This is a genomic window from Hydrogenophaga sp. 2FB (assembly GCF_005503365.1).
In the GTDB taxonomy this organism is placed as follows: Bacteria; Pseudomonadota; Gammaproteobacteria; order Burkholderiales; family Burkholderiaceae_C; genus Hydrogenophaga.
In genome coordinates this window covers 20068-47064 of the sequence record NZ_SCML01000015.1, presented here as the reverse complement: position 1 = coordinate 47064, position 26997 = coordinate 20068, and the positions used below count along the sequence as shown (strand labels likewise).

Here is a 26997-nt window from a genome sequence, read left to right as displayed (position 1 = left end):
ACAAGAGAACGCTCACATCATGATTGACAAGCTCAGCTGGGTCGCGGCCTACCCAGAAATTCTTCTGCTGACGATGGCCTGCGTGATCGCGCTGGTGGACCTGGGCGTGAAGACGCCGCTGCGTGGCGCCACCTACGGTCTGACGCTGCTCACCCTCGCGGTCATCGCCGTGCTGCAAGGCATGGCGGCGGCATCGGGCAGCACCGTGGTGGGCTTTGGCGGCATGATCGTCAGCGACCCCATGGGCAACTGGCTCAAGTGCTTCGCGTCGATCGCCATGATGGTCACCCTGGTGTACGGCCGTGGTTATTCCGGCCAGCGCGACATGCTGCGCGGTGGCGAACTGTTCACGCTGGGCATGTTCGCGTTGCTGGGCATGTTCGTCATGATCTCGGGCCACAACTTCCTGGTGATCTACCTCGGCCTGGAACTGCTCACGCTTTCCAGCTACGCCCTGGTGGCGCTGCGCCGGGACAACGTGCAAGCCACCGAAGCGGCCATGAAGTACTTCGTGCTCGGTGCGCTGGCCAGCGGTTTCCTGCTCTACGGCCTGTCCATGGTGTACGGCGCGACCGGCTCGCTCGACGTGACCGAGGTGTTGAAGGCTATCGCCGGTGGCGAGGCCACGCTCAAGGGCTCGGCCCAGGTGCTCACGCTGGGTCTCGTGTTCGTGGTCGCCGGCCTGGCGTTCAAGCTCGGTGTCGTGCCCTTCCACATGTGGGTGCCCGACGTGTACCACGGTGCCCCCACCGCCATCACGCTCGTCATCGGTGGCGCGCCCAAGCTGGCCGCTTTCGCCATCGTGATCCGGCTGCTGGTCGAAGGCCTGTTGCCACTCGCCGTGGACTGGCAGCAGATGCTGGCCGTGTTGTCCGTCATGTCGCTGCTGATCGGCAACCTGGCCGCCATCGCGCAGACCAACATCAAACGCATGCTCGCGTTCTCCACCATCTCGCAGATGGGCTTCATGCTGCTGGGCTTGCTGGCGGGCGTGGTGCAGGGCGATGCGGGCAACATGGCCAACGCCTACGGCTCGTCCATGTTCTACGTCATCACCTACGTGCTGACCACGCTGGGCACCTTCGGCGTGATCCTGCTGCTCTCGCGCAACGGCTTCGAGTCGGAGAACATCACCGACCTCGCCGGCTTGAACCAGCGCAGCCCGCTGTACGCCGGCGTGATGGCGGTCTGCATGTTCTCGCTGGCCGGCGTGCCGCCGCTGGTGGGCTTCTACGCCAAGCTGTCGGTGCTGCAGGCGCTGCTGGCGTCGAGCGGCGCGTTCTACGTGGGCCTGGCCGTCTTCGCGGTGGTCATGTCGCTGATCGGCGCTTTCTACTACCTGCGCGTCGTCAAGGTCATGTACTTCGACGCACCCACCCAGACGGCCGAGATCGAAGCCGGCCTGGACGCGCGCTCGGTGCTCACCCTCAACGGCGCGCTGGTGCTGGTGCTGGGCATCGTGCCGGGTGGTCTCATGACCTTGTGCGCCCAGGCTGTGGCGCAATTGTTCGCCTGAAGGCCAGAGACTTGCGGTTGCCGGTGAACTTGCCGGTGGCCGCCGGCTCACACACCGTTCCATGACCCATACCCTTTCCGTCTGGCTGGTGTTGATCGCCGCCTTCATCGCCGCCAACCTTCCCTTCGTCAACGAGCGCTGGTTCGCCGTCGTGCCGCGTCGCGCGCCGAAGAAGACCTTGTGGATGCGCGTGGGGGAGCTGGTGGTGTTGTACTTCCTGGTCGGCGCGCTCGGTTTGGCGCTGGAGCAGCGCGCCGGGCAGATCGCCCCGCAAGGCTGGGAGTTCTACGCCACCACCGGCGCGCTCTTCCTCACGCTGGCCTTCCCGGGTTTTGTTTACCGCTACCTGTACCGGCACCGCGGATGAACCAGGACGACCGCCACCTGCGAGAAACCACGCTGTCGCGCACCGAGTTGCTGCGCGGCAATTTCCTGCACGTGGTGCGCGACACCGTGCGCCTGCCCAACGAAGCCGAAGCGACGCGCGAATACGTGCTGCATCCCGGCGCGGTGATGGTGATCGGCCTGCTGGACGACGGCCGCGTGGTGCTGGAACGGCAGTTCCGCCACCCCATGCAGGCCGTGATGATCGAGTTTCCCGCGGGCAAGCTTGACGCGGGCGAGGGCAGCCTGGCCTGCGCGCAGCGTGAGCTGCTCGAAGAAACGGGTTACAGCGCGCGTGAGTGGGCGTTTGCCGGCCGGCTCGCACCCACCATCGCCTATTCCGACGAAGTCATCGATATCTGGTTCGCGCGCGGCCTCACGCTGGGCGCGCGCCGCCTCGACGACGGTGAATTCCTCGACGTGTTCAGCGCCACGCCGGCCGAGTTGAAGGCCTGGTGCTTCAACGGCGAGGTGATCGACAGCAAGACCTTGATCGGTTCGATGTGGCTGCACAACGTCCTGCAAGGGGAGTGGTCTCTGGAATGGACCGCAGCCCATGACGCGGTGGATGCTGGAAAATCCACGGCATGAAGGTTCTCAACCTGCAATGCGCGCAGCAGCACGACTTTGAAGGCTGGTTCGGCTCCGAAGACGACTTCGCGAGCCAGATGGAGCGCGGCCTCGTGTCGTGCCCGTTGTGCGGCGATGCACACATTCAGAAGATGCTCTCCGCGCCGCGGTTGAATCTGCGGGCGAGCCATCAGGACGCCAAGCCGCCCGCCGCACCGTCCGAGAGCCACGCGGTGGCCATGAGCAACCACGGTGGCAAGCCGGAGATCGCGGCGATGCAGGCGCGCATCCTGAAAGCCTTGCGCGAAGTGATGGCGAACACGGAAGACGTGGGCGAACGTTTTGCCGACGAGGCGCGCGCCATGCACCACGGCGAGGTCGAACACCGGCAGATCCGCGGCCAGGCAAGCCCGCAGGAGGCGCTGGAGTTGATGGAAGAGGGCGTTGAAGTCATTGCCCTGCCGATGCTGCCGGCGATCAAGGAAACCCTGCAATAGGGTCCGCCGCATCCCTTGCAAAACCCCGCCGCGCGGGGTTTTTTTGTGGCCGGGTGCGGCCTGGGGGCGCATCATGCACGTTACGCATGACGGCATGGCATGGGTCCATGCAATCCTTGTCTGGGGCCGTTCGGGTGCGTGGAGCGATCCTAGAATCGCGCACATCCTCCCCCCCCAACGACCCCATTTGACCGGATGCCGATCATGAACCCCAGTTTTCAGGACCTGTATTTCGCCGCCGCCGACCCCGAGGAAATGCGCAGCCGCGACCCCGCCTTGCTCAAGACCATGGCCGCCGCGCACCAGGCCCTGCTGAGCGCGTCGACGGTGGGCGAGGTGCGGGTGCAGATCCTGGAGCTGCCCAGGAAGCTGGCCAAGGAAAGTGGCACGCATGTGCTGCAGATCGTGCACCCGGATATGCCTTTCCTGGTGGACTCGGTGGGCATGGCGGTCAACCGCAGCGGGCGCACCCTGCACTGGATCGTCCACCCCCTGCTGCGCGTCACGCGCGATGCGGCGGGCCATGTGGCCCAGATCACCGACGCGGCGAAACCAGGCACCAGCGAGGGCCAGGTGGTCTCGTGCATGCTGGTCGAGTGCGACCGGCTCGCGTCCGACCCCGAGGGCGTGGCGCTGTGCAAGGCCATTGAAGACACCTTGCAGGATGTGCGCCTGGCCGTGCATGACTGGCGCGCCATGCTGTCGCGCGTGCAGGTGCTCAACGCCAGCTTCACCGCGCTGGACGCGTCCGTCGCCGACGAAGCCAAGGCCTTTCTGACCTGGCTCGAACAAGGCCACTTCACCTTCCTGGCCGCCGAAGACTACGAACTCCGGGGCGATGTGCTGGTGCCCCTGCCTGGCACGGCACTGGGCATGCTCAAGGCCCCGGGGGCCCAGGCCCTGCCGGTCCAGCCCGCGGATGTCTTCGTGGCCAACCCCGATCTGGTGCTGTCCACCAAGGCCATGAGCCGCTCCACCGTGCACCGCCCCGCGTGGCTCGACGCCATCAGCGTCAAGCGGCTGGATGCGGCCGGCAAGCTGGTGGGGGAGAGCCGGTTCCTGGGGCTGTACACCTCGGCGGCCTATGCCGCTTCGGTCGAGCAGATCCCGGTGGTGCGCCAGCACGTGGCGCGGGTCATGGCCAATGCCGGCGTGGTCAAGGGCAGCCACGCCCACAAGGCCTTGCAGGCGATCCTGGAGAATTACCCGCGCGACGAGATGCTGCAAATCGATGCGGCCACCCTGGAGCAGCACGCCATGGGCATCCTGCGCCTGCAGGAGCGCCAGCGCGTGCGCCTGTTCATGCGCCGCGGTGCCTACGGCAGCCTGGTCTCCCTGCTGGTGTATGTGCCGCGCGAGGTGTACACCACCGAGTTGCGCGTGAAACTCGGGGCCATGTTCACCGAGGCGTTCGACGCCGCGTCGATCGAGTTCACGCCCATGCTCACCGACAGCGCGCTCGCGCGCATCCACTACATCGTGCGCGCCAAGGACAAGCTGCCCGCGCAGGTGGATCTGGTCCAGCTCGAAGCCCGGGTGGCCCAGGCCTGCAAGCGCTGGGTCGACGGCGTGAACGCCGTGCTGCTGGCGCAGAACGGCCGCAGTGCCGGCGGCCTGGAAGCCCTGGTGGCGGCGTTCCCGACCGCCTACCGCGAGGACTTCGACGCCGACACCGCCGCCAGCGATGCGGCCGTCCTCAACGGCCTGAGCGAACAGCAGCCGCTGGCGCTCAAGCTGTACCAGCGCGACGGGCAGGTGCGTTTCAAGACCTACGCCACACAGAAGATCACGCTGTCGGACGCGATGCCCGTGATGGAGTCCATGGGCGCGCGGGTGCTCGACGAGCATCCCTACCACCTGGCCGCACCGGGCTACTGGCTGCACGACTGGGGCCTGCAGTTTGCCCAGTCGCTGGACGTCGACCGCCTCAAGTTCCGCTTCGAGGAGCTGTTCCAGGCCGTCTGGCGCCAGGAGATGGAGATCGACGCGCTCAACCGCCTGGTGCTGTCCACCGAGCTGGATGCCCGCGCCATTGCCGTGCTGCGCGCCTATGTGCGCTACTTCAAGCAACTGGGTTTCGCCTTCAGCCAGAGCTACATCGAAGACACCCTCAACAAGAACCCGGCCATCGCGCAGGGCCTGGCCGAGCTGTTCGCGGTCCGCTTCGATCCGGCGCAGGCCGACGGACGCAGCGAACGCACGCAAGCCAAGGTGCGCGCGCTGGAAGCCCTGCTGGCGGACGTGGCCAGCCTGGAAGAAGACCGCGTGCTGCGCCAGTTCCTCAGCACCATCCAGGCCACGCTGCGCACCAATGTCTACCAGCGCGGCAAGGACTACATGAGCTTCAAGCTCAGCCCGCGCGACATCCCCAACGTGCCCGAGCCCAAACCCCTGTTCGAGATCTGGGTCTATTCGCCCCGCTTCGAGGGCCTGCACCTGCGCGGTGGCAAGGTCGCGCGCGGGGGCCTGCGCTGGTCGGACCGGCGCGAGGATTTCCGCACCGAAATCCTCGGCCTGGTCAAGGCGCAGATGGTGAAGAACACGGTGATCGTGCCCGTGGGCTCCAAGGGGGGCTTCGTGCTGAAGAAGGCCCCGCCCGCGAGCGAGCGCGAAGCCTATCTGGCCGAAGGCGTGGCCTGCTACAAGACCTTCCTGTCGGGTCTGCTCGACATCACCGACAACCTGGTCAAGGGCGCGGTGGTGCCGCCCCCTGACGTGGTGCGCCACGATGAGGACGACCCCTATCTGGTGGTCGCCGCCGACAAGGGCACGGCGACGTTCAGCGACATCGCCAACAGCGTGAGCGCGACCTACGGCTTCTGGTTGGGCGACGCGTTCGCGTCGGGCGGCTCGGTCGGCTACGACCACAAGAAGATGGGCATCACCGCGCGCGGCGCCTGGGAATCGGTCAAGCGCCATTTCCGCGGCCTGGGCGTGGACACGCAAACCCAGCCCTTCAACGTGGCCGGCATCGGCGACATGTCGGGCGACGTGTTCGGCAATGGCATGCTGCTGTCCACCCAGATCCGGCTGGTGCTGGCCTTTGACCACCGCCACATCTTCATCGACCCCAACCCCTCCGATCTCGCGGCCAGCTACGCCGAGCGCGAGCGGTTGTTCAAGCTGCCTCGCTCCAGCTGGGCCGACTACGACAAGGGCCTCATCAGCGAAGGCGGTGGCGTCTTCCCGCGCAGCGCGAAGTCGATCCCGTTGAGTGCACAGGCGCGCGCCGTCATCGGCACCGAGGCCACTGAGATGGCGCCCAACGAGCTGCTCAACGCCATCCTCAAGGCACCGGTGGATCTGGTCTACAACGGCGGCATCGGCACCTACGTGAAAGCCAGCTTCGAGAGCCACGCCCAGGTGGGTGACAAGGCGGGCGATGCCTTCCGCGTCAACGGCAACGAGCTGCGCTGCAAAGTGTTCGGCGAAGGCGGCAACCTGGGCTGCACGCAGAACGGCCGCATCGAGTTCGCCCAGGCCGGCGGCCTGATCTACACCGACGCCATCGACAACTCGGCCGGCGTGGACTGCTCCGACCACGAGGTCAACATCAAGATCCTGCTGGGTGCGGTGCAGGAAGCCGGTGGGCTCACGCTGGAGAGCCGCAACGACCTGCTCGCCAGCATGACCGACGAGGTCGGCCATCTCGTGTTGCAGGACAACTACTACCAGACGCAGCAGATCGAACTGGCCGCCACCCGGCCCGTCTACCTGCTCGACGGGCAGCAGAACCTGATGCGCCGGCTCGAACACATCGGCCTGCTCAAGCGCGCCATCGAGTTTCTGCCGAGCGATGAAGAACTGGGCAAGCGCAAGCGCGACGGGCGGGGCCTGACGCGCCCCGAAAACGCCGTGCTGCTGGCCTACGCCAAGATGAACCTGTTCGACGAGTTGTGCGGCAGCGAGCTGCCCGACGACCCGTTCTACGCGCGCGTGCTCAAGATGTATTTCCCGGTGGTGCTGGGCGAACGCCATGGCGACTTCATCGCGCGGCATCCACTCAAGCGCGAGATCATCGCCACCTTCATGACCAACACCGTGGCCAACCGCGTCGGCGCCACCTTCGTCAACTTCCTGGCCAACGAGGCCTTGTGCACCGCGGCCGAGGTGGTCAGCGCCTACACCCTGGCGCGCGAGGTGTTTGCACTCGAACCGATCTGGGATCAGATCGACGCGCTGGACAACAAGGTCACGACCGAACTGCAGCTGAGCCTGCTCACCCAGCTGGCCGCCATCGCCCAGCGCGCCAGCCGCTGGATGCTGCGCCAGCGCGGCCAGGGCGACCTGCCCACGCTGATCGCCAAGTACCGCCCGGCGGCCCGCACGCTGCGCCAGCACGTCGAGCAATGGCTGCCCGCCACCGCCCGCGAGCAATGGAAGGTGGCCAGCGCCCGCCTGGTGCAGGCGGGTGTGGATGCCCAGCTGGCCGACGACCTGACCGTGCTCGACCACCTGTACCCGGTGCTGGACTTGGTCGATGTGGCGGCCAAGGCCGGCAGCACGCTGGAGCAGGCCGCGCGGACCTATTTCGCGATCGAGAGCACGCTCGGCCTGGACCGCTGGCGCCAGCACATCGGCAAGCTGCCGACCGACTCGCTGTGGCAGACCCAGGCCCGTGCCAGCGCGCGCGACGACGTGTACTCCATCGCCGGGCAACTGGTGTTGTCGCTGCTGAGCAGCCAGCAGGAGCTGACCTCATGGCAGGAGCGCCACGCCAAGGCGATTGAACGCGTCAACGCCATGCACGAGAGCATCGCCAACCAGGCGCCCGATCTGGCGCCGGTGTCGGTCGCGTTGCGGGAGCTGCGCCAGCTCGCCTGACGCCGCGCGTCAGGCGTTGAACTGCAGCGCCGCCAACCCCGCGTACACGCCGCCATGCGCCACCAGCTCGGCGTGCGTGCCTTGCTCCACCAGCCGCCCGTGGTCCAGCACCACGATCAGGTCGGCCTTTTGCACGGTGGCCAGGCGGTGGGCGATCACCAGCGTCGTGCGGTCTTTCATGGCCGATTCCAGCGCCGCCTGCACCATGCGTTCGCTCTGCGCGTCCAGCGCGCTGGTGGCTTCGTCGAGCAGCAGCAGGGGTGGGTTCTTGAGCATGGCGCGCGCAATGGCGATGCGCTGGCGCTGGCCGCCCGACAGGCGCACGCCGCGTTCGCCCAGGAAGGTGTCGTAGCCCTCGGGCAGTTTTTCGATGAACTCGTCCGCGAAGGCCGCGGCGGCGGCGGCGCGCACCTCGGCGTCGCTGGCGTCGGGCTTGCCGTAGCGGATGTTTTCCAAGGCGCTGCTGGAGAAGATCACCGGGTCCTGCGGCACGATGCCGATGCGTTGGCGCAGCGCGTGCAGGTCCAGCTGGTGGATGGGCACGCCATCGAGCCGGATGCTGCCTTGCGCCGGGTCGTAGTAGCGCAGCAGCAAACCGAACACGGTCGTCTTGCCCGCGCCGCTGGGGCCGACGAGCGCCACGGTTTTCCCCGGTTGCACGTCCAGCGTGAAACCGCTGAGCGCGGCTTGCGCGGGGCGCGAGGGATAGTGGAAGGTGACGCCATCAAACGCCAGCGCGCTGCCGCCCTGTGGCGACGGGGCCTGCTGCGGAACCGCAGGTGATTGCACCGGCGATTCGCTGGCCAGCAGCTCCATCAACCGTTCGCTCGCACCCGCGGCGCGCAGCAGATCGCCGTACACCTCGCCCAGCACGCCCACGGCACCCGCGAGGATGATGATGTAGACCACGGTCTGCCCCAGGTGGCCCGGTGTGATGGTGCCCGCCAGCACCGCTTGCGTGCCCTGGTACAGGCCCCAGAGCAGCAGCGCGGCCGTGGTGATGATGATGAAGGCCACCATGCCGGCGCGTGCCTTGGTGCGGCGGATCGCGGTGACGAAGGCGCTCTCGGTCGAGCCGCGAAAGCGCGATGCTTCGCGGTCTTCGGCGGTGTAGCTCTGCACGATCGGGATGGCGTTGAGTACTTCGGCCGCGATCGCGCTGGAGTCGGCCACGCGGTCCTGGCTGGCGCGGGAGAGCTTGCGCACGCGCCGGCCGAACCACATGCTGGGCAGCACCACCAGCAGGATGATCAGCAGCACCTGCAGCATCACGTAGGGGTTGGTCCACACCAGCATGATCAGCGCGCCGATGCCCATCACCGCGTTGCGCAGGCCCATGGAGAGCGACGAGCCCACCACGGTCTGCACCAGCGTGGTGTCGGTGGTCAGGCGCGAGAGCACTTCGCCCGTTTGCGTGGTCTCGAAGAACTGCGGACTTTGTCGCAGCACGTGGCTGTAGACGGCGGTGCGCAGGTCGGCGGTGATGCGCTCGCCCAGCCAGCTCACGAGGTAGAAGCGCGCCGCGGAAAACAGACCGAGCGCCACCGCCACGGCGAAGAGTTCGAGGAAGTGGCCGCGCAAGCCCATGGCCTGCGCACTGCGGTCGCTCGCGACGAGACCGCCATCGATCAGTCCCCGCAGCGCGACGGGAAACAACAGCGTGGCGACCGCTGCGAGCACCAGGAACAGCATGGCCAGCCCGATCTGGGTCCGGTACGGCCGCATGAATGGGACGAGGCCACCGAGCGAGGTGGGCGTGGTGGCCTTGGGGCGTTCGGCGGCGAAGGGTTGTGGCATGGTGGTTCCGATGGAGGTCCGATGGGCGACCCCGAACGTGCGGGGCGCGGTGCTAGGATGCGCCCGAAATCAATCACTTCAAGGGCAGAGGATGGCACAACAAGACGATTTCGCACCCACCGAGGTGCTGCCAGGCACGGACGCGTCCCGGCCGATGCAATCGCTCGATATCCGGTTCACCGGCTCGGGCAGCGAGTATTTCCGCATCTGGATCGTGAACCTCCTGCTCACGCTGGTGACGTTCACGCTCTACGTGCCCTTTGCGCGTGCGCGCCGCATCGCCTACTTCCAGAACAACACGCTGGTGGGCGGCGATCCTTTGGGCTTTCACGCCGACCCGTGGAAGATGTTCCGTGGTTACCTGCTGGTGCTCCTGCTCGGTGTGGCGTACTGGGCCGTGTCGAACTTCCAGCCCGGCCTGACCTGGATCGCGCTGGCGGTGTTCGCGGCGCTGTGGCCCGCGCTGTGGCGCGCGTCGCTGCAGTTCCGTCTGCGCAACACGAGCTGGCGCGGCGTGCGTCTGTCCTTCGTGGGTGATCTCAAGTCGGCCTACCTGAGCATGCTGCCGTTTTTCTTGCCAGCCCTGGTGTTCGTGCTGTTCCTGCCCGAGATGGAAGAGGGCGAAAAAATGGCGCGCGAAGCGGCGCAGCGCAGCATGCAGGTGGTGGGCTTGGTCACGTTGGCTTTCATGGCCTTGTTGCCGTGGTTGTTTGCCCGGATGAAGCGCTACCAGCATGGCGGCTACGCTTTTGCGCAGGAGCGCACGGCCTTGAAAGTGGGCGCAGGCAGCTTCTACCTGTTGTTCCTGAAGACCTTGGGCCTGAGCATCGCCGTGGGGGTGTTGGCGGGCGTGGTGCTGATCGCGCCACTGTTCCTGTTGGGCGGGGCGCTCGCGCCTTTGCTGATCACGGCAGCGCTGGCGGTGATCTACCTGCTGGTGCCGCTCCTGACCATGCCCTATGTCACCGCGCGCATGCAGAACCTGATCTGGGGTGGCACGCGCAGCCACAAGATTCACTTCGACAGCAGCCTGCGCTTTCGCGCGCTGTTCCGCGTCACGCTGGTCAACTGGTTGTTGATCGTGATCACGCTGGGCCTGTACTGGCCTTTCGCCAAAGTGCGCACCGCGCGCCTGAAGCTCGAAGCCATGTCGCTGGACGTGCAGGGCCCGGTGGACGAGTGGCTCGCGCGCGCGCAGAAATCGAACAAGGGCGTGCTGGGCGATGCCGCGGGTGACTTCTTCGGTATCGACATGGGCCTGTGATGAGCGAATCCGGCGCGCTCGAATCGCACTGGTTTGACGGCCATTCACCCAAAGCCCGCGCCGTCACGCTGCGCATCGAAGGCGCGGAGCTGCGCATGCGGGTGCACGACGATGCAGCCCACCCCGAGCGGCGCTATCCACTGAACCGCGTGCGCTGGCCCGAACGCCGCACGCACGGCCAGCGCCAGGCCGAACTGCCCGACGGTGGGTTGATCCAGCATGCCAACGCCGCCGAATGGGACGCCTGGTGGCAAGCCAGCGGCCAGCGCGAGAGCGCGGTGGTGGGCTGGATGCAGAGCTGGCGCGCGACCTTGTGGGCGCTGGGCGGCACGGTGGCGTTTCTGGCGGTGGCCTGGGTCTGGGGCGTGCCCTGGTTGAGCCAGACGCTGGCGCATCAGATACCGCAGTCGCTCGACACCCACATCGGTCGCCAGAGCTTGCAGCAGCTCGATCGCCTGTTCCTGCGCCCCAGCGCCTTGCCGCAAGCGCAGCAGGACGACCTGCGCCAGCGCTTCAAGACCGTGGTGGAGAACGGCTACCCGCAAGACGACGCGCCGCCATGGACGCTGGCCTTCCACGCGTCGCCCGTGCTCGGTGCCAACGCCTTTGCCTTGCCGGGCGGCTTCATGGTCATCACCGATGACCTGGTGCAGCTGCTGCACGACCAGCCCGATGCGATCGTGGGCGTGCTCGCGCACGAACTCGGCCACGTGCAGCACCGCGACGGGTTGGACATGCTGGTGCGCGCCAGCCTGGTGAGTGCCATGGTGGGCGTGGTGCTGGGCGACGCCAGCGGCTTCCTCGCCACCGTGCCCGCCACCCTGGCCACGCAGGCCTATTCGCGCGACGCCGAGCGCCGTGCGGATGCGCATGCGGCGCGCTTGCTGCACCGCAGCGGCATCGCGCCGGCGGCGATGGCGGTGTTCTTCGAGCGCATGCTGGAAGAGGATGCGAAAGGCGGGGAGGGCGAGAAGGACACGGGTGCGGATGGCGACGAACGCAGCGTGTCGCTGCCGATCGCCATCGCCAGCCACCCGGACCACGAGGAACGCATCCGCTACTTTCGCGAGTGGCAGCCGGACGGCGTGCGCTGAGCCTGCGCTTCGCCATGCCTGATTTTTGGGCAAAGTCTGCGGAGCCAGACGGGCCGTGGCTTGCCGCAGTTGTGCCTGCGGTTATCCACAAGCTTGGGCACAGTTGCTGTTCGTAACTAATTGGCCGCGCTACAGCACCAGCCGTTGCACGTAGCCCGTCATCTCCAGGTAGCCGCGCCCCACGGCCTTGCCGTTGCTGTCGAACAGGTCGGACAGGCCTTCCCAGTACACCGTTCCGGTGCTGGAGCGGCTGTCGAGTTCCTGCGGGTCGATCACCGCCTTCACCGTGTAGAAATCGCCCGGCGTGCGGATCACCCATTCCACCGGGTAGCGTGCGCGCGTGAGCGGGCTGGTCCACCAGCGCTGGGGTTTGAAGTCGACCTCGCCGGGGGTGAAGCGGTAGAGGTCGGTGGGGCTCTTCGCGCTGCCCGCGGCGCGGAACGAGCCGCCCGCCCAGAGCTTGCTGCCGTCCTTGCGGCGCAACTGGAACGCGGTGAGGCTGTGGCCGTCGAGCAGGTTCATGCCGATCCAGTCCCAGCCCACCGCCTCGGGGTGCAGGATCGCTTCGCTCCATTCGTGGTCGAGCCATGCACGCCCGCGCACCTGAAAACGCTGGCCTTGAAGGGCCAGCGTGCCTTGCACGGCCAGGTGGGGCTGGCTCACGTAGAAGCTGGCTTGCGAGGGGGCTGGCCCCTTGCGCGAGAAGCCGTTGTCACCTTGCAGCAGCCAGGCCTGTTGTGGCACGGTATTCAGGTCGATGCCGAATTCGTTGGTGCTGATGCGCGCGGTGTAGTGGCCGTCCGCGTGGCGCTGCAGCGACCAGTCGCGCAGGGCCACGTGCGTGTCCTTCTCGCTCGCGAACGCGCCGCGCGCGGTCTGCGCCGGTGGCTCGCCGTTCCAGCGGGCGATGCGTTGGTCGTGCACCAGGCGTTTGTCCCGCACGTCGGTGATGGCCGCGTGGGCGAACAGCAGTTGCTTGGCCGCCAGCGTGCTGCGCAGGTCCTGCGTGCCGCCGACGCGGCTGCGGAAGAAGGTGACCTGGAAGCCGAAATCGCGCCCCGCGGCGTCCTGGGCCTGGCCGGTGAGGTACCACCACTCGGTGCGCGTCTCGTTGTGCGTGCCGTGGTCGCGCGGGAACACGAGGGCGCGCGGTTTCAGCGCATCGCCGGGGCGGTGTTGCGCATGGGCAAGCGGCAGCGCGAGTGCGCCGGCCGATGCGATCAACAGGGGGCGTCTACCGATGTTCACCAATCCTCCTTCACCGCGCGCACGGCATCGCGGCTCGCCGCGGCCTGGCCCGCGAGCCACGCGGTGAGCGTGCCGGCCACCACCACCGCGGCGCACAGCGTTAGCAGCCGGGCCCACGGCAACACCAGGTCCATCGTCCAGTGAAAACTCTGTGGGTTCACCACATGCACCAGCACCAGGCTCACCGCCAGGCCGAGCGCCAGGCCCGCGATCGCGCCGAGCACCGTCCAGGCCAAACCTTCGAGCGCGACCACGCCCAGGATCTGCCCGCGCGTGAGGCCCAGGTGGGCCAGCAAGCCAAACTCGCGCCGCCGCGCCAGCACCTGCGCGCTGAAACTCGCGGCCACGCCGAAGAGACCAATGCCGATTGCCACCGCCTGCAGCCACACGGTGACGGCAAAGCTGCGGTCGAAAATGCGCAGCGAGTTCGCGCGGATCTGGCCGACCGAGGCAAACTCGATCTGGTCTTGCGCCCCGTGCCGCGCAGCCACGGCGCGGATGCGCTCGCGCACCGCGTTCTCGTCCGCGCCATCGCGCAGGTGCAGCGCGAGATCGTTCACCCGCGCGTCGCCCGTGAGGCGCACGAAGTCGGCGCGGTCCATCACAACGCTGCCGTGCTGGCGTGCGTAGTCGCGCCACACGCCGGCCACGAAGAAGCGCGTGCCCCGCACCGGCGGTTCGGCAAACGCCTGTGCCATCGCGGGCAACCAGCCGCCCGGCCTCGCGCCGTACAGGTCCACCATGGCCTCGCTCACGTACACCATCACCACGCGCTCGCCCTCGGGCGCGGGCAGGGGATTGCCCACCAGCGGCAGGCTGAGCGCGCCACCCGGTTTCATATCGAGTGGGCGGATGAGCAGCGCCACGGCAGGGCGCGCCGGGTCCAGTTGCAGCGGTGTGGCGCGCAAGGTGTCCACGCGCGCCACGCCATCCACCTGCGCCACCGCCGCCACGAAGTCGGGCGGCAAATGGTGGTGGTCGCCCACGCCACCCGCGCTGCGCACATAGAGCTGCGCGGGCAGCACCGCATCGAGCCATTGCGTGACCGAGTCGCGAAAGCTCGCCACCATGACCGTGAGCGCGACCGACAGCGCCAGGCTCGCCACCACACCGCTGGTGGCCACGGCGGCGGTTTCGCGCAGGCGGCGCGCGCGTTCCACCGCGAGCACCGGCAGCGCGCGGCGTGTGATGCGCGGCGCGATGCGGTCGAGCAGCCAGCCCACACCCAGCGGCAGCGCCGCGATGCCGCCCACCAGCAGCAGACCGACCGACACATACGCGGCCAGTGGAATGCCCGCCACCGGTGGCGCCCAGGCCAGCGCACCGGCCAGCAACACGAGGCCCATCGCCAGCGTGTGGCGGCGCGCGCCGGGCGGCGCGGGCGCGCCCAGGCCTTTGAGCGCCAGCGCGGGCGCCATGCGCGCGGTCGCGCGCGCGGGCCACCAACCGCCCACGAGCGACGCGGCGACGCCGAGCAGCAGGTACACGGCGGCGGCCCATGGGCTCCACAGCAGCGGTGGCGTCTCGCCCGAGAAGTAGCCCCCACCCAGGTCACCCCCCAGCAGGCGCAGCGCGAGCGCGGCCAAGCCCGTGCCCAAGGCGATGCCGAGCGCGCTGCCCAGCAGGCCGAGCAGGGCCGACTCGGCCAGCACCAGGCGCAGGCGCTCGCGGCTGGACAGACCGAGCACGCCCAGCAGCGCGAACTGCGGCTGCCGCCGCGCCACCGACAGCGACAACACCGAGAACACCAGGAAGGCGCCGGTGAACAGCGCCACCAGCGCGAGCACGGTGAGGTTGACGCGGTAGGCGCGCGAGAGGTTGCTCACGCGCTCGCCGGATTGCTCGGGCCGTTGCGCGATGACGTTCGCGGGCAGTTCCAGCGTGGCCAGCACATCGCTCGCGCGCGCGCCGGGCGCCAGGCGCAAGTCGATGCGGCTGAGCTCCCCTTCGCGGTGCGACAGCGCTTGCGCGGCGGCCACGTCCATCACCAGCAGTGGCGTGCCGGGCGCGTTCACGCGGCCGGCCACGCGCAAACGTGGGCCACTCGCCAATGGCAATGAGGTCTGCCCGGCGAAGGCCTGTTGCGCGGCCGCGTTGAGAAACACGGCATCGGGCGCAAAGAGGTCGAAGCGGCGTGTGCCGGTGTCGGCGGCAGCGGTATCGGTCACCGGCATCAACGCAGGCGAGAGCCCGGCCACCACCAGCGCGTCCACGCCCACCGCCCTCACGTCCAGGCGCTTGCCATCGGGTGCGATCACCTGCAAGGGCAGCTCCAGCACCGGGCTGGCCAGCGCGACGCCGGGGTGCGCGGCCACGCGCGCGAGCAGAGCATCGTCCAGCGCACCCTGGCGCGCGCGCAGTTCCACATCGGGCTGCCCGTTGACCGAACTCACCGCGCTGGAGAACTCCGCCAGCGCCGACGCGTTGATGAGATGCACCGCGAACGCCAGCGCCACACCCAGCAACACCGCCACGATCGCCGAGGCGTTGCGCCAGGGGTGGTGGCGCAGCTCTTGCAAGGAGAAGGTGGAGAGCAGGGCGCGCATGGCGTTGAGCTTAGCGCTTGGTGGGGCAGCGCACCGACGGCAACCCGGATGTGCGCGTACCATGGCCCCAACGCTTCTCCGGCGTTCACCGATCACCCGGCGCGCTTCGCGCGTTACCGCCCGCCGAAAGGCAGGTCCACCCGTTCTTCACGGTGATCCCCATGGTTCGCATCCACCTCGCCATCGATCTTCAATACGAGATCCAGCCACCCAGCGCCGATTTCATCTTCAACGTGCAGGCCGCGTACTCGCCACAGCAGACGGTGAGTTGGGAGCAATTGCAGGTCAGCCAGCCTGTGCCCTTGCTGATGCACACCGACGCCGCGACGCGCACCCGCACCTTGCGCCTCACGGCCGACCCCGGTGCCTTGTCGGTGCGCTACCGCGCCACGCTGGACATCGCGCACCACGTGGCCGACCCCGATAGCGTGGAAGAGACGCCGGTGGCCCAACTGCCGCCCGAGGCGCTGGCCTACATCTACCCCAGCCGCTACTGCCAGTCCGACTGCGTGACCGCCATGGCCAACGAATTGTTCGGCGGCCTGCCCCGGGGCTACCGCCGCGTGCAGGCCATTCAGCAGTGGGTGCAGAGCCAGGTGACGTTCACGTCGGGCGCGAGCAACTCCATGACCTCGGCGCTGGACACGATGAAAGACCGCCAGGGTGTGTGCCGCGATTTCGCGCACCTCATGATCACGATGTGCCGCGCGCTCAACATCCCCGCGCGCTTCACCACCGCGATCGACTTCGGCGCCGATCCCGCGCTGGGGCCGACCGACTTCCACGCCTACGTGGAGGCGTACATCGGCCACCGCTGGTACATCTTCGATCCGTCGGGCACCGCGATCCCCATGGGCTTCGTGCGCATCGGCACCGGGCGCGACGCGGCCGACGCCTCCTTCGCCACCATCTTCGGCGGCGTGAACAGCCAGGCTCCGCGCATCGACATCTCGGCGCAGACCAGCCGCGAGCACGGCTGGCTGATGCCCGTGCACCGCCCGGAAGCCCTGTCCACCGACGGCGGCTGGCAGGCGCAGCCCTGACCGCCAGCTAGCGCTGCAGCATGGCGGCGTGGGCCGCCTTCTCCGTGTCGAGCAGATGGCGCTCCATCAAGGCGACCGCTGCGTCAGCGTCCCTGCGCAGCACCGCCTCGAGGATCGCCTGGTGGTCCGCTTGCACGTCGCGCGCCATCAACTGTCCCTTGAGCCGGACCTTGCGGTAGCGCTGCGAATGGTCCATCAGCTGGTTCCAGAACCGCAACAGCCATTCCGAACCGCAGGCGCTCACCAGTGCCGCATGAAAGCGGCGGTGGTGCGCCTCCCATTCCAGGTTCGTGGCGCTGTCGCTGCCATCGGGCAATGGCGTGCGGCCCAGGACGTGCAAGGCGGCGATGACGTCTGCCTCCCAGCGTGAATCGCCGCGGCGGATGGATTCGCTCAGGCAAAGGCGTTCGATTTCACGGCGCGTCTTCATCAGATCCGCCAGTTCCGTGGGCGAAACCTCCAGCACACGGGCGCCGCGGTTGGCTTCCATGGACACCAGCCCTTCACTGGCCAGGCGGGCGAGCGCCTCACGGATCGGCGTCAGACCCAGATGGAAGCGCGCTTCCAGGTCGGCGACACGCAGACGCTCGTTCGCCGCCAACTCGCCCAGCAGGATTTCCTGTCGCAGGCGCTGGTAGGCGCGCTCGGTTCGCGAACCCGCATCCACGGGGCTGTCTTCTACAACGAACTGATTCATGAAGTAAATAGAGATTTATACGAATCAATAGATTTAATGAAATCTGTATATTTCATGAAATCCAGAGGTTTTCGCAAACGAGGAAATTATCGCACCCCAGGGCGGGCACGGGGCGCGGGGTTTCCTGGGCGGCGAGGCGCTGGGCTTTCACCCACCTGATTTTTGAAAGAACCCATGAAACTCAAACACTGCGCCTTTCTTCCCGCAATGGCTCTGGTGGCGGGCGCCGCCTGGTCGCAGGGCACCAGCACGGTCTATGGTCTGATCGACCTGGGCCTCGTGCACGAGAGCGGCGGGCCCAATGGCGCAAGCGCCACCAAGCTCACCAGCGGCGTGTCCGCGGGGTCGCGGCTGGGCTTTCGCGGCACGGAAGACCTCGGCGGCGGGCTCTCCGCGTTCTACACCCTTGAAATGGGCCTCAACGCCGACACCGGCACGCTGGGGCAGGGCGGTCTCGCGTTCGGGCGGCAGTCGCTCGTGGGCCTGCAGGGCCGCTTCGGCAGCCTGTCGCTCGGGCGCCAGTACACACCGGTCGCCCTCATCCAGGCCGAGACGGACGCGTTCAGTACAGGCCTGGCCGGCACCTCCGCCAACCTGATCAGCGCGGGCGGCGCGGGTGGCAACAACCGCATGGACAACACGGTGCGCTACGCCTACGTGGCCAAATCCGGCTGGACGGCCGATGTGGTCTACGGCCTGGGCGAAACGCCCGGCGACAGCAGCGCCCGGCGCCAGTTCGGTGGCGCCATCGGTTATGTGTCGGGCCCGGTCTACGTCAAGCTGGGCCATCACAACGCCAACAGCGCGGCGTCGGTGCCGGCCAGGATCACCTTCCTCGGTGCGAAATACGACTTCGGCATGGCGACGGCGCATTTCAACTATGTCGTGAACAAGGGCTCGGCGGTGTTTGGCCTGGTGAACGCCGATTCGCGCGACGTCCTGCTCGGCGTGTCCGTGCCGGTGGGCCCGGGGCGTTTCATGGCGTCGTACATCCGCAAGAACGATCGCACCGCGGCCAACCACGACGCGAACCAACTGGCGCTGGGCTACACGCATGCGCTGTCGAAGCGAACCAGCCTCTACGCCTCGATCGCACGCACCGACAACAACGCGCCAGCGGGCTCGGCCACGGGCTTCTACCGCGTCGGCAACGCCACCGAACAAGGGCTGGGAGACAAGGCCACCAACATCGGCATCCGCCACGCGTTCTGAGTGCTTGCGCCCCCTGACCCCTCCCACTCCTCTTCTTCCGAACCGCACACCATGACCACCCCACATCACAGCCGCAGGGCACTTTCCCGCCTCCTTCTTTCCATCGTCGCCGCAGTGGCGCTGCCATCGCTTGCACACGCGCAGAGCTTCCCGAACAGGCCGATCACGATCGTGGTGGGCTATCCCGCGGGCGGCGACACCGACGTGCTGGCGCGCCTGATCGCGGAAAAGCTCGGCCCGCGACTGGGGCAGCCCGTCGTGGTCGACAACCGCACGGGCGCCGCCGGCACCATCGGGGCGGGCTACGTGTCCAAGGCGCGTCCGGATGGCCACACCTTGCTGCTCGCGCCCAACACCGTCGCCATCACGCCGCATGTGCTCACGGGCAGCGCGGGCAGCACGGTCGACCCGACCACCGACCTGACCTCCATCGCCCAGCTCGGCAGCCAATCGCTGTTCGTCGTGGCCGCGACCGCAACGGGGACCACCTCCGTCAAGGACCTGGTCGCCAAGGCCAAGGCGGGCAGCATCGCCAGCTACGCCAGCCCCGGCAACGGTTCGCCCATGCACATCCTGGGTGAACTGTTCAACAAGGCCACGGGCGTGAAGATCACGCAGATTCCCTACCGCGGCAGCATGCCGGCCATCGCCGATATGGTGGGTGGGGCGGTGCCGATGATGTACACCACGCTCGGCCCCGCCGCGCCGCACATCAAATCGGGCAAGCTGATCCCGCTGGCCGTTGCGGACACGAAGCGCTCGCCCTTCCTGCCGGATGTGCCCACGCTGGCGGAGCAGGGCATTGCAGGGGCCGAGGTGGGTGCCTGGCAGGCGCTGATGGGCCCCAAGGGCATGCCTGCCGATCTGGTTCGGCTGCTCAACCAGCACGTCAACGAGATCCTGCAAATGCCCGATGTCATCGCGCGCATGGAGGTCATTGCGCTCACGCCAGCGGGCGGCGATTCCGCGAAGCTGGCCAGACTGGTGGCCACCGACTATGTTCGCTACGGCAAACTCGTCAGCGAATTCGGCATCAAGGCGGACTGACCTGCAAAACACGTGAACAGCCATCCACAGAACCCCATTTCTCGCCTCCCGAAACAAGAGGCACTTCCCTTCGAAGCCGCGCAGCGCTACGAAGACACCGTGTTGGCCTGGGCACGCGATCAGTCGCTACCGCCCGGCATAGCCGTGACACGCGATTGCGCCTACGGCCCCGATCCGCACCAGCGCTACGACGTGTACCGGTCGAGCGATGCGCAAGACGCGCCGATCCTGATCTTCTGGCACGGAGGAGGGTGGACCAATGGCTACAAGGAGTACGTGGCCTTCATGGCGCAGGCCGTCGTTGGTCTGGGCATGGTGCTGGTGGCGCCGGACTACCGGCTGGCGCCGGCGCACCGGCTGCCCGCGGCGTTTGAAGACAGCATGGCCGTCACGGGCCATGTGATCGCCAACGCGGCCCACTTTGGCGGTCGCAGCGACCACATCTATCTGGCAGGGCATTCCGCCGGCGCGCACCTGGCCGCGCTGGTGGCTTTGCGGCGGGACGATGCGATCAGGGCCGGGATTCCGCCCAGCGCGATCCGAGCCTGCTTGCCCGTGAGCGGCATCATGGACCTGCACCACCCCGAGCCCGCAGCGGGCAGCCTGGAAGAACGCGTTTACAGCATGGTGTTGAGGGATGTCGCGGACGATGCCGTGATGAGTCCGCTGTGCTGGACAGTGGGAAACACCATCCCGATGGTTCTCAGTTATGGCGAATTCGATAGCGCCAGGGTCGTGGATTCGAATCGCCGCATGGCGGCCTTGCTGGCGAGGCAGCCGGGGCTGTCCCAGCTGCATGAAGAGCCCGGCCTCGACCATTTCTTGACGCACACCTGCCTGCGCGAATCGGATGCAGCGTGGTACTCGCGTCTTGCGGACCTTCTGAAGGTCGGCCGACCATGAACGCGTTCGGTATTGAAAGGAAAAAAATGCAGACTTCACCCGCCCCCGCCGGCAAGGAAACGGCTTTCATCACCGGTGGCGCCTCCGGCATCGGCCGCGCCACCGCGTTGCGGCTGGCCGAGGACGGGTTTCGCGTCGTGGTGATCGATCGCGATGCACAGCCCGTCGAAACACTGGTCGCGGAACTCACGCAGGCAGGGCATGACGCTGCCGGCCACGCCGTCGACGTGTGCGACCGCCCGAAGGTGGCGGCGCTGATCGCCGCGGAGGCTCGCGTCGACGTCATGGTGTGCGCTGCGGGGATTGGCCCATCCCGGCCATTCGACGACATCAGCGACGAGGACTTTCGCGCCGTCCTGGACGTGAATGTGCTGGGCGTTTTTATCGCCGCGCAGGAAGCCACGCGGCGGATGAAGCCTGGCGGCAGGGTCGTGACGGTGTCCTCGCGCGCGGCCTTGGGCGGGACCGGCTTTGCGCATTACGTCGCGTCGAAAGCCGCGGTGGTCGGCCTGACCCGGGCCATGGCGATGGACCTTCGCGGACGACAGATCGCGGTCAACTCGATCGCTCCGGGCTTTACCGACACCGGCATGACGCGCGCGATGACGCCCGAGCAGCATGCGGCTGCCAGCGCGCTGGAGCCCATGGGGCGGCCTGCCGATCCCCGCGAGATCGCCAATGCCATCGCGTTCCTCGCGTCGCCGCGCACCAGCTTCATCACGGGCCAGACGCTCTTTGTGGACGGTGGCAAGTCGCTCGGCGGCCTCGGTCTCTGAGGCGGGCGCCATGATCGTTCGAACCGCTTGTTTCGAAGGGACTGTCAAACCGGAGGACGTCGATCGCTTTGATGCCTTCGTGGCCGACGAGGTGGTGCCGCTGATGAAGCACTTTCCCGGCGTCAGGTCCGTGCGCGTGCTGCGGGCTTTGTCCATTGAAGACGAGGGGCCGCGGTTGTACATGACCTTCGAATCGTGCTACGACTCGGTGGAAGCCATGGAGCGCGCGTTTGCCGACCCCGTTCGCCAGGCGCTGAAGGCCAGGATCGCGCAGATCTGGCCGTTTTTCCATGGACGGTTGTTCCACATCACACAAAAAGTGCTGGCGGACGAAGCCGTCCAGGCCGCTGAAAGCGGGGTCGCCGAACGTGTGTAGAACATAGCCGAGCAAATTACTCTGCGAGTCCCTTCCCACTGGAGAGAATTATCGGTAAAATTCAAGTCGTTTCAAGTAGGAAACACGGATTTACTAAAGAAACGCTTGGCCGACACGAAGGCCAGGCACTTCAAGGAAGACAGCATGAGCGTGTTGGGCATTGATCAAATCACTTACGGCGCTGCCGATCTGCCGCGTTGCCGGCAGTTCTTCCTGGACTGGGGCCTCACGCTGGTGAGCGAGGCCGCTCAAGAGCTGGTGTTCGAATCGCTCAACGGTTGCCGCGTGGTCGTGGCCCATTCCGACAAGCCCGGCCTGCCCGCTGGCGTCGAGCCCGACCCGACGCTGCGCGAAGTGGTCTGGGGCGTGGACACGCCCGAGAGCCTGGCGCTGTACCGCAGCCGCCTGCAGAGCCAACCCGGCTTCGTCGATGCCGACGGCCGCATCGGCTGCACCGATCCCAACGGCCTGGCGGTGCGCCTGCAGCTCACGAAAAAACGCGCCGTGAAGATCGAAAGCGCCATCGTCAACACCTGGAGCGAGCGCAAGCGCGTGAACCAGCGTAGCCCGGCCTACGACCGCGCCACGCCGGTCGAAGTGGGCCACGTGGTGTTCTTCGTGACCGACCTCAAGGCCACCGGCGCGTTCTATACCGAGAACCTCGATTTCGCCGTCTCCGACAGCTACCCCAACCGCGGCCTGTTCCTGCGCTGCGCACCCGAAGGCGGCCACCACGATCTGTTCCTGCTGCAGCCGCCCGAGCCGCGCAAGGGCCTGAACCACGTGGCCTTCTCGGTGCGCGATCTGCACGAAGTGGTGGGCGGCGGCATGCACATGTCGCGCAGCGGCTGGACCACCGAACTCGGCCCCGGCCGCCACCCGATTTCATCGGCCATGTTCTGGTATTTCGAAAGCCCCGCGGGTGCGCTGGTGGAGTACTACACCGACGAAGACGAGCTCACCGCCGACTGGGAGCCGCGCGAATTCACGCCCGGCCCGACCCTGTTCGCCGAATGGGCCATCAAGGGCGGCATCGACGGCAATACGCGCCGCCAGATCAACGCCGCCGCGCCCACCGGCAAGTTCATGACCGACAAGGTCAAGCCGCCCACGGAATGATCATCAAGGAGACAAGACATGCGAACCCCTGATCTGTACAACGAAACCCACCAGACGCGCACCGCGCCGCCGACGTCCTACGAAGGCCTGTTGGGCGACTCGATCGAGCGCGCCTACGCGCAGGGCATCCACGACCTGGCAGGCGTCGTGGGCTACCTCAACGACGCGGGCCCCTCCGGACCCAATGGCCAGCGCTGGACGGAAGCGTCCTTCCAGCAGGAAATGGCCCGCCTCGGCGCCTGAACCGCGCCCCACACACACAGCCCCACCCGCCAGGAGACACGTCCATGGATACCTCTGTCATCAACGTCCAGCTCGACCCGGTCGACGCCGCCCTCGAAGTCGGCCTCAAAGACCTGTGGTTCCCGGTCTGCCCGTCCAGTTTCGTCAAGAACGACCCGATCTCGCTGCGCCGCCTGGGCTACAAGATCGCGCTCTGGCGCGACCAGGCCGGCCAGGTGCACGCGCTTGAAGACCACTGCCCGCACCGCGGCGCGCCGCTCTCGCTCGGCGTGAACCTCGGCGACCGCCTGGCCTGCCCGTACCACGGCGTTGAAGTGCGCTGCGACGGCACCGTCACCCGCGTGCCCGGCAGCCCCGGCTGCAAGCTCGAGGGCTCGCGCCCCGCGCGCATGTTCCACGCCGCCGAAGCCGCCGGCGCGATCTTTCTCTACAACGCGAGCAACCCGATCCTGGACGAAGCGCCGCCGCTGCAACTGCCGGAAGAACTGACTTCGCCCGAGTGGTCGAACTTCCTCTGCTACACCGAGTGGGGCGGCGACTACCGCTACGTGGTCGACAACGTGATGGACCCGATGCACGGCGTGTACCTGCACAAGCAGTCGCACACCATGAGCGAAGGCGCGAGCGAGGCCGAGTTCCAGATCCGCGACATCCCCAACGGCTTCTGCTTCGAGAAGAAGGGCCAGCGCGGCGTGAACTTCGACTGGACCGAATGGATGGACACCGGCATCCACGTGATGCGCCTGGAAATTCCGTACCCCAAGACCGGCGGCCCTGGTGGCAACTTCACCATCATCGGCAGCTACACGCCCATCAGCAACCGCACCTCGGGTGTCTTCCACTGGCGTTGCCGCCGCGTGACCGGCTGGCAGCGCGACACCTGGCGCTTCCTCTACAAGAACCGCCTGGAAGAGCGCCACTGGAACGTGCTCGAGCAAGACCGTGTGGCCGTGGAAAACATGGAGCCCGACGCCAACAAGCGCGAGCACCTGTACGCGCACGACATGGGTATCGTGCGCCTGCGACGCCACCTGAGAAACCTGGCCAAGGCCCAGCTCGACAAGCCCGTGTGAGAATCGCGGGATGAGCACGATCAACACTTTGCAGGCCTGGGTCCACACACTGCGTTACGAGGCCGACGACATCATCAGCGTGGACCTGCGTCCCGCGCCCGACGTGGTGTTCCCCGCGTTCGCCGCCGGCTCCCACATCGACCTGCACCTGCCCAACGGCATGGTGCGCAGCTACTCGCTGTGCAACAGCAGCCACGAGCGCCACCGCTACGTCGTGGGCGTGTTGAAAGACCGCGCCAGCCGCGGCGGCTCGCGCTGCGTGCACGAGCAGCTGCGCGTGGGCATGCGCATCACCATCAGCGAGCCGCGCAACCTCTTTGCCTTGCACGAAGACGCCACGCACTCGGTGCTGGTGGCCGGTGGCATTGGCGTGACGCCGGTGCTGTGCATGGCGCGCCGCCTGAAGGACCTGGGCAAGAACTTCGAGTTCCTGTACTTCGCCCGCTCGCGCAAGAGCGCGGCCTTCGTCGACGAAATCGAGGCGCTCGGCGTGCCCGTCACCTGGCACTTCGACGACGAGAAGGGCGGCCCGCCGGACCTGACCGCGCTGCTGGGCAAGCGGCCCGTCACCGGCAGCGAGCACTACTACGCCTGCGGCCCGGCCGTGATGCTCGACAACTTCGAGAAGACCTGCGCCGCGCTCGGCCACACGAACGCGCACATCGAACGCTTCACGGCTGTGGAAGTCGCGGCCGCGGAAGATGCGAAGACCTCGTTCACCGTCGAGCTGCGCCGCAGCGGCCAGATGTTCGAGGTGACACCCGACACCACGCTGCACAAGCGCCTGATCGAGATCAACGCCGACGTGCCGTTCAGCTGCGAAGAGGGCATCTGCGGCTCGTGCGAAACGCGCGTGCTCGAAGGCGTGCCCGACCACCGCGACATGGTGTTGACCGACGCCGAGCGCGCGACCAACAAGGCCATGATGGTCTGCGTCTCGGGCTGCAAGAGCGATCGGCTCGTGCTCGATATCTAAGCGTCGATCGAAACGTCCGCGGCGCCCGCGCCACACTGGCGCCGCAGTTTCCCCAGCACGGTGTAGAGCGTGCTGCGCTCTTCCCGGCTGAGCGTGAGGATCATCTCCGCCTGGCTGCGCCGTGCCAGCGGCATGATCTCCTCGTACAGTGCCTGACCGGCCTGTGTCATCAGGCAGATCAGCCCCTTGCGGCCCTTGGGGCCTGGCGTCTGCATCTCCACCAGACCCCGGTCCCCCAGCAGGCGCAGTGCGCGGCTGACCTGCGCCTTGTCGGCGGCCGCGAGTTCCACCAGTTCCGAAAACGGCAGTGAGCCCGCGTGCGCCAGCACCGAGAGGATGCGCCATTCCGACACCGTGAGCTGGAAACGGTCGGCGTAGGGCAGGGTGATGGCACGCCGCAGCGCATTGCTGGTGTGGCTGAACATCGTGGTCAGGAAGTCGTGCACGGCCAGGCCCGCGCCATCGGGCGGCAGATCGGTCCAGGGGTTGCTGGTGTCGAGGCCCGGTTCCGGGGGCAGGGCCGGCTGGATGGGCGAGGTCTTGGCGGTCTTGTGTTCGGGCATGCGGGCATTCTCGTGGAAGCCACCCCGTTCGCCGACGATGCGCCCCGATCTCGTCGTTGATCGATCAACAAAATTGTAACAAGTTGTGAGAAATCGGGAAATCATCGTTGATCAGTCAACGACGAAGGAATACGATGAATGCGTTTCTGTTGTGAACCTATGTTTCCAATATGAAACCGTGTACCGGCACCAACCGACCGGACCGAAACCCCACCAATGGCATGAATCACCTTCACAGGAGTGCATGGATGAAAACGGATCGTCGACAGTGGATGGCTCTGGCCTTGGCGGCCACGGCCTTGTTTGCGGGTGGCGCTGCCGCCCAGGCCTACCCGGACAAAACCATCAGCCTGGTGGTGGCCTATCCGCCCGGTGGCGATTCCGACGCCACGGCGCGCTTGTTCGCCGACAAGCTGTCGCAGCGGCTCAAGCAGCCCGTGATCGTGGAGAACAAGCCGGGCGCGGGCGGCACGGTGGGCAACACCTACGTCAGCCGCGCCAAGCCCGATGGCTACACGCTGCTGTTCACGCCCAACCCCTTCACCACCGCACCCATGGTGCTCAAGCTCGCGCCCAACGCCACCTACGACGTGCTCAATGGCTTCGAGCCGGTCGCGCTGACGGCGATGCAGTCGGTGCTGCTGGTGACGCACCCGGACAGCGGCATCAAGAGCGTGGCCGACGTGGTGGCGCAGGCCAAGGCGGGCAAGCCGCTCACCTACGCCAGCCCCGGCGCGGGTTCGCCGATGCACATCGTGGCCGAGTGGCTCAACCGCGCGGCGGGCATCCAGGTGCAGCACGTGCCGTTCCGTGGCGTGGGCCCGATGATTCCCGACATGCTCGCCGGCCGCGTCAGCATGGGCTACGTCACGCTGGGCGTGGTGGAGCAGCACCTCAAGAGCGGCAAGCTGGTGGCCGTGGCGCTCACCGACGGCGAGCGCAGCCCGCTGATCCCGAACCTGAGCACGGTGGCCGAGCAGGGCTACAAGGACGTGAAGCTCGGCGCGTGGAACGGCATCTTCGCGCCCAAGGGCACGCCGCCGGCCGTGGTCAAGCTGCTCAACGAGCACCTGAACGAGATCCTGCGCATGCCCGACGTGGTCGAGAAGATGGCCACCTTCGGCTCGCGTCCGGTGGGTGGCAAACCCGAGGCGCTGGCCAAGATCAACGCCGACGACCACGCGCGCCTGTCCCGGCTGATCAAAGACCTGAACATCCAGGCCGACTGA

23 protein-coding genes are annotated in these 26997 nt (G+C 67.2%); 18 read left to right on the top strand and 5 right to left on the bottom strand.

All coding sequences use genetic code 11. The annotated features are described in order from the left end of the window. Window positions 1-19: 19 nt before the first annotated feature. The 5 genes from nuoN (at window position 20) to FFS09_RS10875 (ending at window position 7791) form a co-directional block, all read left to right on the top strand. On the top strand, window positions 20-1516 hold the full coding sequence (gene nuoN / locus FFS09_RS10895; RefSeq protein WP_137918895.1) for an NADH-quinone oxidoreductase subunit NuoN: 1497 nt from the start codon (window positions 20-22) through the stop codon (window positions 1514-1516). Window positions 1517-1577: 61 nt separating this feature from the next. Continuing rightward, window positions 1578-1883 carry a DUF2818 family protein gene (locus FFS09_RS10890; protein ID WP_137918894.1) on the top strand — a complete coding sequence of 102 codons (306 nt, stop codon included), beginning with the start codon at window positions 1578-1580 and terminating at the stop codon, window positions 1881-1883. Next, window positions 1880-2491 (top strand): NUDIX domain-containing protein, encoded by a 612-nt coding sequence (locus FFS09_RS10885; RefSeq protein WP_137918893.1) that lies wholly within the window; start codon window positions 1880-1882, stop codon window positions 2489-2491. The genes FFS09_RS10890 and FFS09_RS10885 overlap by 4 nt, the downstream gene beginning before the upstream one ends. Next, window positions 2488-2967: a DUF1178 family protein gene (locus FFS09_RS10880; RefSeq protein WP_137918892.1), complete on the top strand. Its 480-nt coding sequence runs from the start codon at window positions 2488-2490 to the stop codon at window positions 2965-2967. Before FFS09_RS10885 ends, FFS09_RS10880 begins: the two co-directional genes overlap by 4 nt. Before the next feature lie 204 nt (window positions 2968-3171). Next, complete coding sequence (locus tag FFS09_RS10875) at window positions 3172-7791, top strand: NAD-glutamate dehydrogenase (RefSeq protein WP_252374324.1); 4620 nt, start codon at window positions 3172-3174, stop codon at window positions 7789-7791. 9 nt (window positions 7792-7800) lie between these two features. Here FFS09_RS10875 and FFS09_RS10870 read toward each other — a convergent pair whose 3' ends face one another. After that, window positions 7801-9588: an ABC transporter transmembrane domain-containing protein gene (locus FFS09_RS10870; RefSeq protein WP_137918890.1), complete on the bottom strand. Its 1788-nt coding sequence runs from the start codon at window positions 9586-9588 to the stop codon at window positions 7801-7803. Window positions 9589-9679: 91 nt separating this feature from the next. On the opposite strand from FFS09_RS10870, the gene FFS09_RS10865 reads away from it, so the two are divergent. After that, a complete protein-coding gene (locus FFS09_RS10865) occupies window positions 9680-10852 on the top strand; it encodes a YjgN family protein (RefSeq protein WP_171019975.1) in 1173 nt (390 codons plus the stop codon). After that, on the top strand, window positions 10852-11946 hold the full coding sequence (locus FFS09_RS10860) for a M48 family metallopeptidase (protein ID WP_137918888.1): 1095 nt from the start codon (window positions 10852-10854) through the stop codon (window positions 11944-11946). Before FFS09_RS10865 ends, FFS09_RS10860 begins: the two co-directional genes overlap by 1 nt. 129 nt (window positions 11947-12075) lie before the next feature. Here the strand turns inward: FFS09_RS10860 and FFS09_RS10855 are convergent, their stop codons facing one another. Both FFS09_RS10855 and FFS09_RS10850 read right to left on the bottom strand, forming a co-directional pair. Then, on the bottom strand, window positions 12076-13194 hold the full coding sequence (locus FFS09_RS10855) for a carotenoid 1,2-hydratase (RefSeq protein ID WP_137918887.1): 1119 nt from the start codon (window positions 13192-13194) through the stop codon (window positions 12076-12078). Further along, window positions 13191-15740, bottom strand: a complete 2550-nt coding sequence (locus tag FFS09_RS10850; RefSeq protein ID WP_137918886.1) for an FtsX-like permease family protein — start codon at window positions 15738-15740, stop codon at window positions 13191-13193. The genes FFS09_RS10855 and FFS09_RS10850 overlap by 4 nt, the downstream gene beginning before the upstream one ends. 161 nt (window positions 15741-15901) lie before the next feature. Here FFS09_RS10850 and FFS09_RS10845 point away from each other — a divergent pair, with 161 nt between their 5' ends. Continuing rightward, window positions 15902-16783: a transglutaminase-like domain-containing protein gene (locus FFS09_RS10845; protein ID WP_137918885.1), complete on the top strand. Its 882-nt coding sequence runs from the start codon at window positions 15902-15904 to the stop codon at window positions 16781-16783. A 7-nt stretch (window positions 16784-16790) separates the two neighbouring features. Here the strand turns inward: FFS09_RS10845 and FFS09_RS10840 are convergent, their stop codons facing one another. Beyond that, window positions 16791-17480, bottom strand: coding sequence for a GntR family transcriptional regulator (locus FFS09_RS10840; protein ID WP_137918884.1), 690 nt, complete (start codon window positions 17478-17480; stop codon window positions 16791-16793). A gap of 174 nt (window positions 17481-17654) precedes the next feature. Here FFS09_RS10840 and FFS09_RS10835 point away from each other — a divergent pair, with 174 nt between their 5' ends. The 9 genes from FFS09_RS10835 to FFS09_RS10795 all read left to right on the top strand — a co-directional run bounded on the left by FFS09_RS10835 (window position 17655) and on the right by FFS09_RS10795 (window position 25205). Beyond that, entirely contained in the window at window positions 17655-18692 is a 1038-nt protein-coding gene (locus FFS09_RS10835; protein ID WP_252374323.1) for a porin, read from the top strand. 51 nt (window positions 18693-18743) lie between these two features. Further along, complete coding sequence (locus tag FFS09_RS10830; protein WP_137918883.1) at window positions 18744-19739, top strand: Bug family tripartite tricarboxylate transporter substrate binding protein; 996 nt, start codon at window positions 18744-18746, stop codon at window positions 19737-19739. 12 nt (window positions 19740-19751) lie between these two features. Next, window positions 19752-20642: an alpha/beta hydrolase gene (locus FFS09_RS10825; protein ID WP_137918882.1), complete on the top strand. Its 891-nt coding sequence runs from the start codon at window positions 19752-19754 to the stop codon at window positions 20640-20642. Next, a complete protein-coding gene (locus FFS09_RS10820; protein ID WP_252374322.1) occupies window positions 20639-21418 on the top strand; it encodes an SDR family NAD(P)-dependent oxidoreductase in 780 nt (259 codons plus the stop codon). The genes FFS09_RS10825 and FFS09_RS10820 overlap by 4 nt, the downstream gene beginning before the upstream one ends. A 10-nt stretch (window positions 21419-21428) precedes the next feature. Beyond that, window positions 21429-21794 (top strand): EthD family reductase, encoded by a 366-nt coding sequence (locus FFS09_RS10815; RefSeq protein ID WP_171019974.1) that lies wholly within the window; start codon window positions 21429-21431, stop codon window positions 21792-21794. A 144-nt stretch (window positions 21795-21938) separates the two neighbouring features. Further along, a complete protein-coding gene (locus FFS09_RS10810) occupies window positions 21939-22913 on the top strand; it encodes a VOC family protein (protein WP_137918949.1) in 975 nt (324 codons plus the stop codon). An 18-nt stretch (window positions 22914-22931) separates the two neighbouring features. Further along, window positions 22932-23156 carry a recombinase-like helix-turn-helix domain-containing protein gene (locus FFS09_RS10805; protein ID WP_137918880.1) on the top strand — a complete coding sequence of 75 codons (225 nt, stop codon included), beginning with the start codon at window positions 22932-22934 and terminating at the stop codon, window positions 23154-23156. 44 nt (window positions 23157-23200) lie between these two features. Next, window positions 23201-24229, top strand: a complete 1029-nt coding sequence (locus tag FFS09_RS10800; RefSeq protein WP_137918879.1) for a Rieske 2Fe-2S domain-containing protein — start codon at window positions 23201-23203, stop codon at window positions 24227-24229. Window positions 24230-24239: 10 nt separating this feature from the next. Next, entirely contained in the window at window positions 24240-25205 is a 966-nt protein-coding gene (locus FFS09_RS10795; RefSeq protein ID WP_137918878.1) for a PDR/VanB family oxidoreductase, read from the top strand. Here FFS09_RS10795 and FFS09_RS10790 read toward each other — a convergent pair. Then, window positions 25202-25768, bottom strand: a complete 567-nt coding sequence (locus tag FFS09_RS10790) for a MarR family winged helix-turn-helix transcriptional regulator (RefSeq protein ID WP_137918877.1) — start codon at window positions 25766-25768, stop codon at window positions 25202-25204. The genes FFS09_RS10795 and FFS09_RS10790 overlap by 4 nt on opposite strands. Window positions 25769-26016: 248 nt before the next feature. On the opposite strand from FFS09_RS10790, the gene FFS09_RS10785 reads away from it, so the two are divergent. Beyond that, entirely contained in the window at window positions 26017-26997 is a 981-nt protein-coding gene (locus FFS09_RS10785) for a Bug family tripartite tricarboxylate transporter substrate binding protein (protein ID WP_137918876.1), read from the top strand.